This is a genomic window from Mycoplasma sp. 4013 (assembly GCF_054353875.1).
Window position 1 is genome coordinate 84,187 of the sequence record NZ_JBTHHK010000001.1, and the last position, 12,332, is coordinate 96,518.

Sequence of the window (12,332 nt, forward strand, 5' to 3'; positions counted from 1 at the left end):
TTTATATTTTTCTAATTATTTATAAATGCAGTTGCATTTTTATTATTTATTTTTATCGAAAGAGAACCAAAAAAAGGACTAAATGCGAACTTTATAAGAAATTTCATTATATTTTTAAATAATCTAAAATATAAATATATAAATATAGGTAATTATGAAAAAGAAAACAAAAATAATTATAACTGCTGCTACATTAGCATCTTCTGCTGTTTTAGCAACAGCAGTAGGTTTAGGAGTGGGTTTAACTCATAATAATTTAACATTGGAATCACAAAAGAAATATCAAAATCAGTCTGTTATTAAAATAGAACAAACTATAGAATGAAAAGGTTTACCAACACAAACAAACGCTTATAAACCTGATTTAAGAAAGATTATAAAGGATGTAAAAGAAAAAGATTTCAATAAGTTTTTAACATCTTTTAAAAATTATTTAACGGACTGAAAAAATGCTTTTTTAAAGGTTTCACAGTTAAAAACATATTTATCAGATGCAAATATTTCCAAATATTTTACGTTAATCAATTCAAATATAAATGTAGATGAATCAATTAACCAGTTGCTTAATCAATTGAAAAGTGTGAATTCAAAAAACATAGATGAATATAAGGACAAAATTATTAATGAAGATGCTCAAATTAGTTCTACCATTGATAATTATGTAAAATTTAAAGCAAAATATGACACTTTTTTACAAGAAATAAGTAAATTTTCTTCATATTATGATTTATCAAATGATAAATTTTTACAAATTTTACTAAAACAAAATGGAATTAACGGTTTTAATTCTTTTTTGACTATTTTACAGTCAAATAAATTTGTTTTTGATGAAATTTCCAATATCAAAAATTCTCATCAAAATGTTCCAGAACTCAAGCAATATTTTGAACAATTTAACACATTAAATATATCAACAAAAAAGTTTGATGATATTAACAAATTGACTATACAATATCAAAGTATTTTAGAGCAAATAAATGCTGAAATTGATAGTTTAAAAAACAAAAATAAATCAAATACTCAACTAAACAATCTTAAAAATCAAGCAAAAAATCAAATAACTTCATTCAATCTTTTAACAAACGATACTAAATCACAATTTATTAATGCTATTGATAATGTATTAATTTCCAATGAAATTAATACACTTTTAAGTAGAGCAAATAAATTAAACAAAGAAAAAGAAAAATTAAATATACTTTTAGATAAATATAATCAATTAAAAACAGATAATGATATTAACTATATAAACAGCGATAATAAAACTAAATTAGATGAACAAATTTCAAAAAATTCATTTGATGATGCTTCTAATTCAAAATTATTAAAAAACATTGAAAATATAGTCACAGATAACAATTATCTAGAAAAACTAAATACATATATAAGTTTAATTTCTTCTTTTTTAAACAATATAAACGGTAATCAAGTTTACCAAAATGCTTTATCTGAGTTTAACAAAATCAAAGATAATAATAATTTTTCAGATGATTTAAAAAAGCAACTTGATGAATATATATCAACACAAAAAATAGCTGCTGATATTAATCAAAAGACCAATCAATTAAGTTCGTTTATAGATATTTTTAACAAGTTGAACATAACTTATAGCACTCAATTACAGTTAGATAAATCCAATATCAGTCAAGATGATTTAAATCAATTAAATTCACTTTCTGCTGCTGTTTTAAGGTTTTTTTCTTCTGATTTAAAACTTAAAACATTCGATCTAAATCATATCTTGAATCTAAGGGAAACACTTATTAATAACTTAGCTCTATGAAAGCAAAAACTCGATTCATTATTAGATAAAAAAGATAATCAAAATAACAATGATTATCAGAAACAAGCACAAAAACAACTTAATGTAAAACTTGATGATCGACTCTCAAAATATGATTTAAATCGTTATTTAACTTCTCTTTCTTTTAATCTTAAAAATACAAAATTATGGTTACAAGAGCCAAAAAGTAATCAATTTAACTATAAATTAACTGATATAAATTTAAAAGATGATAATAAAAATACTTTGATTTTAACATATCATGCATCTGCTAAAAATAATGTCTGAAGCGGTGATGTAACAAGTGAATTAAGCATTAATAATACTGAAAAAGATGTAAATAACATTATTAATGAATCATCGATTAAAAATCTCGATGAAATCTATAATATTAATTATTTTAATTTAGGTCTTTATAAAAAAAGTGATATTACATTACAAATTCTTAAAGATAACTTATCTATCAAACAAACATATATTAACAACTACTTTAAATTTAAAATCAAAGAAAATTCAACTACTTTCTTTGATTTAAATAATAAATTAAATTTGAATATAGAACTACTATTTAATAATCATATAATTAAAACATTAAATGTATCAAGTTTAAACTCAATAGATTTTTTACCTGAAGATAATCAAACTTTTGATGCTTCTATTTTCTTAAATAATGCTTTCAAACAAAGCGATTATTATAAACCTGTAAATCTTTATGTTAACCCTATTTATTTAGGTAACACAAAATATTACAACGAAACAGGAAGCAATGGACAATACAAAGAATACCACAATGCTTTTACAAAAGCAGGTTTATTTAGATGATGATTTTGAAAACATAACATTGAACCTTTTTATGAAAAAATAAAGAGTCAATTTAATAATAAAGATTTTTTTGTTGAACCAACAACAAAAAACAACGAGAAAAATTTTCCTTTACTTGATGATGCAGCAGATCATTCAAATAAACTTTCAGCAATGCAAATAAAAAACATTGTTTTAATGTGGTTTAAAGAAAACAATCCTTGAGTTAATTATAATATATCTTCTGATACTACTGTTGATTTAAAAACCACCAATAATCATCTTTTTGAAATCGATCCAGGAGATCCAACTAAATCATCTGCTATATTTAATTTCATTGTTACAAAAGGACAATTAAAAAAAGAAATCTCGCTTCGTTTTACAACACAAAATTTTGATAGAATTAATAATTTAACACAAAAACAGCAAAAAGCACTTGATAAGATTTTTGAAATTTTTAAGGATAAATCTGGTTCAAAACTCTTTAACCTTATAAAAATCAAAAACCTAAATAACACACATAATAATTATTCAATTATCCAAAGGAACCCTGAAGATACATTTAATGATGTCTATATACTTCCTAAAATAGGTGAATATCAGATATATGCTAAATCATCCACTATCGAATCGGCAGGTAAGCATTTTACCAATAATGCTTTAATTACTTTTTCAATTAAAGATGGAAATGGTAATGAAATCAAATTAAATCAAAGTGATTATGATAATTTAACGCTAGATATCAAATATTGAAAACCTATTCAATATCGCGATATTAAACCTAAAAATAATAACAAATTTACTGATGATGACTTTAAACCAACACCTTCACGAAGAGAAAATAACGAAATTGATCAAAAAGATAAAGATACCATTAATAAAATTAATAGTAAAAACTTTGAATATCGCAAAGTCCTTGCTGAATTTACAGGACACAGCGAAGTTAAATACAGTGTTTTAGATCCAACTGATATAGTGAGACAAAATGCACAGATAATGCTTAATTACTTACTTACTTTTAAAAACACTACGGCTGTATCTGTTGAAAAAAACGAAGAATTTAAAGATGAAAGTGATAATTTCAAAAAAGAAAATGTCAACAAAAACGAATACAATCACGATGATATATCTTTATCAACAGATGTTTCAAATAATTTAAATTTGAATGAAATAAATAAAAAATATTTTATTTATTTCTACGATGTTCAAAATCCTGAATACGGAAAGATGATATTTAAATTAGGATTTATAGATAAAACAAACACAAACAAAAGATATCATATTAATCACTCTATCACATTGGTTAATTTAAAAAACGATTATAAAGATAAATTATATCCTGAAGTTATATTAAATAATATTAAAAAATCCGATTTAACTTTATCAAGCAACTTTGTTGCTAAAAATCTTTCTGCAAGCAATTTTAATCAATTTATTACCATAAATCCAAGAGCGCTAACATACAATGATTATACGGTTGCAAAAGATTATATTAAACTTGATAAACTTGTTCATGCGGGCGATAATATCTATATAACCTTAAAATACGAGAAACCAGGAAGAACTATTTTCGGTAGAACATGATATTTATTAGGAAACTCTAATAATGAAGTTAAAGTTGATTTAGATATTTCAAAAGAAAAACCTTTAACAACTGTATACAAGAAAAATTCAATTTTTAGAAGTAGGGAAATTGAATTATATTATAAAGATGCATTATGAACTTTTGACAAGGAAAATAATGCTGCTCATTGAACTTTAAAATCTAAATATCTTGCTAAAACTTTTGAATCCAATAATTCAAACCATCGAAAAATATATTTACATCTTTTTGGAAATGTTTTAGTTCAAAACGCAAAAAGAAAATCAAGAATTTCTGATAGAGATCACCAAAATAAAGGTGGATATGATTTTGAAATAGATTACGATAAATTAAAAACCCAAAAAACCATCACTATAAATTCACATACATCGAATGTTTTTTATGAAAAAGTTTCAAAAGAACTTCCTCATATACCTTTTTCATTGACCACTACATTAAATGACTCAGGTGATATTAATTTTGTTTTCGAGTTAACTGATGCAAAGTATAAATTAGTTGTTGGTAACTTATTAAGATACTTATATGGAATCGGTGATGCGAAATTTTATAACAGTGATAAGTTTGATGAATTTGATCCAAACAAGGCATTTCTGCTTGCATCAAATGCTGCTGCAATACATATTGAATATGAAAACAATGTTGAAGAAAATTTTGGTGTAAAAACAAATATTTTTGATTATACAAAATTAGATTACAACCAAGAAAACGAACCGATAACATTCATAAGTGATCCGAAAGCATACGATTTAAGTTGATATAATCCAAACCAAAATGTTGATTTTAAACTACATGATGGGTATTTGCAAGATAACGAATTCTTACATCGTAGTTGAAAAGAAAATGATGTAAATATAGATTTAGTTAATAATGCAAAATCTAGAACGTTTGGTTATTCTCGCGGAACTGCTACAATGCTAGCAAAAGTAAATGATGATCCAAACAGTGGTTTATTTTACATTATTACTAACAACCATGTTGAAGGTGGTAATAAATTCGATATAGATTCGCTGCAAGGAAACAATTTACCTAATCGTTTTGAAGTAGGTAGATATATGAATATCGCTTTAGATAACTATTCAAACAATGTTGATGCTGGTCAAAACGATGTTTATACACCAAAAAACATTAAAGCTGCTATAGTTTGAACAGGATTAAAACAACTTGATTTAAATGGACAAAATCCTGCATTTGCTGATATGACAGTTGCTATCGTTGATATTAAACCTGTAATCGAACAAGCCTATAACAGTGGACTATATGTTCGAGCAGCTTGGTTTGAAAACTGATATAAATTACCTCCATTAAAACTTAATACCAATGGTCAAAATCTAGAATTCTTCTCCTCAGTTCGGGCTCAGTTTGTAATGAATGGTTATCCTTATGCAAAAGAAAATGGATATTTATTAAATCGCGCTATCTTTAGTGATCAAAATGTCGGATTTAACCGACAAGATGGATATACACCTGCATATTTTAATGCCGGTAATTCTGGTACAGGTGTTATGGGTGCTGATAATAATTATATTTCTACTATAAATTCTGGTGCTCCTTTAAGATTTTTACAAAGTTGAACCTATAGTAAAAACTTTTATAATTATTTTGGGATCAACTGAGATGGACAAAATCCATTAATATTAAACAACACTAGATCTCTTGCTTCATATATGATGAAAATGAATGCAATAAATCCAAATATGTACCCACTTCCTTGGTTTTTTAAACCATTTGATAATTAATAAAACCAAGTTTTATAAACTTGGTTTTATTTTTGTAAAGGTGCTAAACTTGCTTGACAAACAGATTCAAAGTCTGCACCTGCATTGGCTAAAACATATGCAGCAAATGTGTTTTCAACAATTGCTCCCTTACTGATAAATACTTTTTTATCCTCTATCATAGGTATCATTGATTCAGTTGATAATACAGCAGAACCTAAATCAGGGAAGATAAATATTTCACTTATATCAGGATTAGATTCGATTACTTCTAAAATTTTAAAAGGATCTGTACCTAATTCTTCATTAATCCCACCTATTGCTTCTATTTTTACATTTTCATTTTTTATAGGTAGCATTTTTAACAAGTATTCTTTAATAGTCTGTGCGAGTTTTAAATAATGACTAACAATAATAAACAATTTCATTAAAGCACCTTAATTAGGTTTTTAAGTATTAAATAACTTGAATAAGATCCTGGATCAACAGTTCTAATCGATCTTTCTTTTAAATATGATGCTCTTCCTTTGTTTGCTTGCATTTGTTTAGTTTTATCTGAAAGCGATTTGACAAACTCTGTTAAGTTATCTTTTTCTTCTTGCTGCAAGTTATTTTTATTTTCTAAATAACTTGCAAGTGGTTTTCAGACATCATACATTGTTTTTTCATTTAGTATAACTCGTCCAAGTTTTTCAAGTGAAGCTGCAAAGGTTTTAATTAAGGTTTTAAATTCAACAAAGTCAAACTTCTCACTTCCTTTAAGTGCGTTTCCACTTTGTAAAAATGCCATACCATACAAAGGTCCAGAAGCACCTCCAACAACTGACATCAAAGTTCTACCAACTTGATTTAAATAACCACTCAAATCAAGGTTATTAGGTCTAATTTCAGCAACTTTAACAAAACCCCGCACCATATTAAATCCATGATCACCATCACCTATCGCTTGATCTAGCGAAGATAAATAATCTTGATTATCTTGCAAATCTATATTTATCTGATGCATTGCATCAACTAAGTTCTGATATTTTACTTCCAATTTCTTACCTCGGTTGGTGCATCAAGCATTTCTTTTAGTTCAGAATCTAATTTAAGTAGTGAAATAGAAAATCCTTGCATCTCTAAGGAAGTCATAAAATTACCTAAATGACTGCTATAAATATTTATATTCTTTGTTTGTAGATAATTATGAATATCATTAGCAGCAATATATAATTCCATTTCTGGTGTTCCACCAAGTCCATTTACCATTAAAGCTACATCAGAATTGCTATAATCTAAATCATTTAATATTAAATCTAACATTTCTTTAACTATTTCTTTTGATGATTTAATTCTTTCTCTTTTTACTCCAGGTTCTCCATGAATCCCTAATCCAAATTCTATTTCGTCTTCTTTTAAAGAAAACGATTCTTTACCTGTGGTGGGGATAAAAATTGAATTTAGTGAAATTCCAAATGTTCTTACATTTTTAATTACTTTTTCTGCAATTCTTTTTACTTCTGATAAATTTAATCCTTTTTCTGCTGCTGCACCTGCTATTTTATGTACAAAAACTGTTCCAGCAATTCCGCGACGACCAATAGTTCAAGTTGAATTTTCAACAGCAACATCATCGTCAACTAAAACACTTTCAACATTTTTTCCATTTGCTTGTGCAAGTTGTTTAGTTATTTCAAAGTTTAATTTATCACCTGTGTAGTTTTTGATAATCAGTAATGTTCCTACTTGTGAGTCTATTTGGTTGATTGCTGATTCAACTTGATCAGGTGTAGGTGATGTAAATACTTCACCAGCAACCGCTGCTGCAAGCATTCCTTGTCCTACATATCCGGCATGTGCTGGTTCGTGTCCTGAACCACCCCCAGAAATTAAAGCAACTTTGTTTTTATCAAAGTTTGGATTATAAATAACATTAAATCCAGTAACTCTTTTAACATTTTTGTTAACTTTTACAAAACCCTCTAACATTTCATCAACTATGTTTTGTGGGTTATTTAATATTTTCTTCATAATAACTTTCTAATGAATTAACGCAAACAGTCCAATTATTGCTCCTGCTAATGATGGTGCTACTACAGGTAATCATGAATATTTTCAGTTTGCTCCTATATGTTCACTTTTACGTTTTTTAAGAATTATCGATTCTAAGAATCAATAAATTATTCTTGGTCCAAAATCACGTGCCGGATTAATAGCATATCCTGTTGAAGCACCGATAGAAGCACCGATACCTACAACTAATCAAGTTACAGGTAAAGGACCTAAACTAGCAACATCTTTTGCTGCTGCACCACGATTAAATGCTAAAATAACTCCAACCAACATTAATGTTCCTACTAATTCATAAGAAAAGTTAAAAATTAATGCTTTGTCTTTTTTGTTATCATATGCTGGTCCGGTGCAATGTGAACTTCGTATAGCGGATAATTCTGTTTCTTGAATGTGTTTTCAATTTATAAAATCTAAAACTATTTGCCCTACCATCGCACCTAATAATTGAAACGGTATATATATCAATAAGGTTGCATCTTTATTGCTTATCGCACCATAAATACTTACAGCAGGATTTAAATGTCCGAAACCACCAAGAGATCTTGAGACTAAAACACCCGCCATAACTGCTATACCTCAACCAAAAATGATTACTGTTCATTTTCCTGGTTGATTTGCAAACATTTTTCTACCAGACACAGAGTAATTAACACCATTACCTAAAATAATAAGCACCATTGTACCTAAAAATTCTGATAATACCGTTAATCAAAAATGATAATCCATATTTCTCCTATTCTATATCTTTAGTTCAATTTAATGTCTTTTTAACCGCTGTTTGTCAACCTTTAAGCAAGTGATTAATCTTTTCTTGACTAAATGATGGTGTAAATACACGGTCAATTTGATTTATTTGTTTAATTTCTTCTAAATCTTTCCAGTAACCTACCGCTAAACCAGCTAAATATGAAGCACCTAAGGCAGTTGTTTCAATATTTTTAGGTCTTTCAACTTTTAAATTTGAAATTGAAGCTTGAAACTGCATCAAGTAGTTAGAATTAGATGCACCTCCATCAACTTTTAAAGCCACAATTGGTTTACCTAAATCTTTTTGCATCGCCGAAATCAAATCATTTGATTGATAAGCAATAGAATCTAAGGTTGCCTTAATAATATGTTCACGTTTGCTTCCACGTTCTAAACCAAAAATTGCTCCACGAGAATATGAATCTCAATATGGTGCTCCTAAACCAGTAAATGATGGAACCACATAAACTCTTTGATCATCGTTTACTAATGAAGCAAAAAAGTCTGATTCTGCTGCGTTATATAACAATCCAACCGAATCACGAAGTCATTGAATCGCTGCACCGGCAACAAAAACCGAACCTTCAAGGGCATAAACAACTTTTTGATCACCTAGTTTTCAAGCAATAGTAGTAAGAAGTTTGTTTTTTGAATCAACTGCCTCATTACCGGTATTTACAAGTGTAAAACATCCTGTACCATAAGTATTTTTAACCATACCAACTTCAGTACATAATTGTCCAAATAATGCTGATTGTTGGTCACCAGCAACGCCTGTAATAGGAACTTGCCCTAATGCTTTATTTGATCAATGGTGTGGACTTACCACCCCAAAGTGTCCTGATGATGATTTCACTTTAGGAAGAATTGATTTTGGTATTTCTAATAAATCTAAAATTTCTTGATCTCAATCAAGTGTATGAATGTTGAATAACAATGTTCTAGAAGCGTTAGATACATCAGTTGCATGTACTTTTCCATTTGTTAATTTTCATATTAGTCATGTATCAATTGTTCCTGCAAGCAATTTTCCTTGTGCAAGTTTTTCTTGAGCTTCTTTAATATTTTTTAAGATTCAACGAATTTTTGTTCCTGAAAAATATGGATTAATAATTAATCCTGTTTTAGAACGAAACATTTCTTCTTTACCATCTTTTATTAAGGTGTCACAAAATTCAGCTGTTCTGCGATCTTGTCAAACAATTGCATTATATACAGGTAATCCTGTTTCTTTATCTCATAAAACCACTGTTTCACGTTGGTTTGTAATTCCTAATGCTGCAATATCATGAGATTTAATTTTTGCTGCATGTTTAGCACTTTGCATAGTTGAAAGTTGTGTATTTCATATTTCAAGTGGATCGTGTTCTACTCAACCTGATTTAGGAAAATATTGAGTAAATTCACTTTGAGCACTTGCTTTTATATTCCCATCATGGTCGACTACTAATGTGCGACATGATGTGGTACCTGAATCAAGTGTAATAATATATTTATCTGTCATACAACCTCTATTATTTCTTTTCGAATTTATAGTTACTTATTTGAGCATAAACCAATGAATCATTAGCATATTCATCAAATTTCTTCTTGTCTTTTAATGTTCATAACATCAAAGGTAAGTTGATTTTTTTATATTTTTCTTTATCTTTATCATATAAAACCCATCAAGGATTTAAGAATTCGCAAATTTCTTTAATCTCTGTAACAGAAATAGAATTAAATTGTGTTTGTGTTCAAAAAAGAAATCCTAAACGGTATTTTGAAGAAATTTTGTGCATATTTCTTAAGGTTTGGAAATTAAATGATGAAAATACTATTTTTTCAAAGTATTTATCACCATATTTTTCGGATAATTTATGTAATTTTTCTTCAATCCCTTTATACTCTTTTTGATCGGTTTTAATTTCCACATTAATTACTTTAAATTTGTCTATATATGCATCTAAAAATTCTTCTAAGGTTAAAATTGTTTGTGGTTGAGTTTTAAATTTAAAGAATTTTGAATGATCATCTTTACGAAGATCTGCTAATGTTGTAAATTCAATTTCTTTCGATGTCAATGATGTTCGATTTGTTGTTTCATCATGGATGATAACAAGTTCTTTATCTTTTGTTAAATGAACATCAAGTTCAACTCCATCAAAATTAAATTGATATGCCATTTCAAATGACAACTTTGTGTTTTCAGGTGCAATACCCGAATAACCTCTGTGTCCTAAAATTAATTGTTTACTAAGCATTTTCTAAAGTTCTCCATCTATAATTTGTTTTTCCGAGTTTCTTTAGTTCTTTACTGTTAGCGATATGAACTATAACACCTGCAATTAGTCCGATAATCGCTATTGCAAGTGTAATCACAAGAATAATTTGATATCCTGTTTGAGATGTATTTGTCGAATTATTTTCTGTATATCTTTTACCCACTGCAGCTGTTACATTATATAATCAAGCATCTGTTGAAAATCCAATGAATGATAAAATCCCAATCGATGAAGCATAAGAATTCTTTTCAATATGTATTTCACCAACTTGTGTATATCTTAATGTAACCATAGCTCAAGATAAAATTCCTGCTAATAAGTATAAAATACTACTTATCACTATCACAGCAACAGAGGCTGATTTAGGTGCAAATCCCAGTAGAATAATAATTCCTAAAACAATAATACCTATTCCTGTTGTAATTAATAAGAATAATATATAACTTCTGAATTTGTCTGCTCAACGACCTATAAATGTTGATACAATGGTTCTAAGTCCATATGTTCTTAATCCACCTAACACCGTCACAAGTATTACGGGTGCTGAATATGAATTTTGAATCAATTGTAACAAATAGTAAGCAAAGACACTTTGGAAAGTATACATACCCATTACAAATAATGATAAAGCTCATAATTTTCAGTTTTTTAAGGCTTTATAAACCTCTAAAATGTTCTTTTTAACCTTTGCTCAAGAAAGTTTATCTTTATTCTTTTGCATTGGTTTTTCAGGAACTAAAACTAATACAAGCACTGATGTAACCACTAAAAATGATGCTATTAATAATGCATAAGTTGAAAACGGTACATGTGAACTAACATCCTTTGGTGCCCAGTATGTAGTAATCATAATTCCTATAAAGAACACAAATAATAAACCTATTAAACCGTTTGCTGTTCCTTGTATCCCGTATGCTAAACCTTGATTTTCCTTAGTTGTTTGTTGGGAAACAAGTTTTCATAAGGGTGTTCAGAATACTAATGTTGATGAAACACCTCATAATCCAAATATAATTGAATATTGAATAAACACACTTTCTTTTGAATATGTACTTGAGTTTCAAATCACCCCACCAAACCAAAAAGTTATTATTCCTGTTGAAAATACTGCTATAAACAACAATCATCTGGAACTAAATTTGTTGGCAAGGACCCCCCCCGGTAATTGAGTAACTAAGGTAACTCATCCTATTATCGATGTAAGGGAAGCAACTTGATCTTCACGTATATTTAAATATGTGTGTAAATTAGGTATTATATTTTTAATATAATATGGAGCTGCAATTACAAACACATCACAAGCTGCTAAAATAACTAAAGCAATGATTTGTTTGTATGTAAGTCCTTTAAATTTACTAATCATA

At 28.0% G+C, this 12,332-nt stretch carries 8 protein-coding genes; 1 reads left to right on the plus strand and 7 read right to left on the minus strand.

What is annotated here, in order from left to right; translation table 4 throughout:
* The first annotated feature begins 154 nt into the window (after positions 1-154).
* The gene (locus ACXYRO_RS00330) at positions 155-5,923 is read left to right on the plus strand and encodes a coiled-coil domain-containing protein (RefSeq protein WP_458613966.1); all 5,769 of its coding nucleotides are present in this window, start codon (positions 155-157) and stop codon (positions 5,921-5,923) included.
* 26 nt (positions 5,924-5,949) lie between these two features.
* Here ACXYRO_RS00330 and ACXYRO_RS00335 read toward each other — a convergent pair whose 3' ends face one another.
* From ACXYRO_RS00335 to ACXYRO_RS00365, 7 genes are read right to left on the minus strand one after another with little or no spacing between them, the layout of a single operon-like run.
* A complete protein-coding gene (locus ACXYRO_RS00335) occupies positions 5,950-6,330 on the minus strand; it encodes a PTS-dependent dihydroxyacetone kinase phosphotransferase subunit DhaM (RefSeq protein ID WP_458613967.1) in 381 nt (126 codons plus the stop codon).
* The gene (gene dhaL, locus ACXYRO_RS00340; RefSeq protein ID WP_458613968.1) at positions 6,330-6,941 is read right to left on the minus strand and encodes a dihydroxyacetone kinase subunit DhaL; all 612 of its coding nucleotides are present in this window, start codon (positions 6,939-6,941) and stop codon (positions 6,330-6,332) included. The genes ACXYRO_RS00335 and dhaL overlap by 1 nt, the downstream gene beginning before the upstream one ends.
* Positions 6,932-7,915, minus strand: coding sequence for a dihydroxyacetone kinase subunit DhaK (gene dhaK, locus ACXYRO_RS00345; protein ID WP_458597797.1), 984 nt, complete (start codon positions 7,913-7,915; stop codon positions 6,932-6,934). Before dhaK ends, dhaL begins: the two co-directional genes overlap by 10 nt.
* A 9-nt stretch (positions 7,916-7,924) precedes the next feature.
* Positions 7,925-8,683, minus strand: a complete 759-nt coding sequence (locus ACXYRO_RS00350; RefSeq protein WP_458613969.1) for an MIP/aquaporin family protein — start codon at positions 8,681-8,683, stop codon at positions 7,925-7,927.
* A 7-nt stretch (positions 8,684-8,690) separates the two neighbouring features.
* Positions 8,691-10,208, minus strand: a complete 1,518-nt coding sequence (gene glpK, locus ACXYRO_RS00355; RefSeq protein WP_458613970.1) for a glycerol kinase GlpK — start codon at positions 10,206-10,208, stop codon at positions 8,691-8,693.
* A 10-nt stretch (positions 10,209-10,218) separates the two neighbouring features.
* Complete coding sequence (locus tag ACXYRO_RS00360; protein WP_458607534.1) at positions 10,219-10,947, minus strand: glycerophosphodiester phosphodiesterase family protein; 729 nt, start codon at positions 10,945-10,947, stop codon at positions 10,219-10,221.
* On the minus strand, positions 10,940-12,331 hold the full coding sequence (locus ACXYRO_RS00365; protein ID WP_458613971.1) for an MFS transporter: 1,392 nt from the start codon (positions 12,329-12,331) through the stop codon (positions 10,940-10,942). The genes ACXYRO_RS00360 and ACXYRO_RS00365 overlap by 8 nt, the downstream gene beginning before the upstream one ends.
* Position 12,332 lies beyond the last annotated feature (1 nt).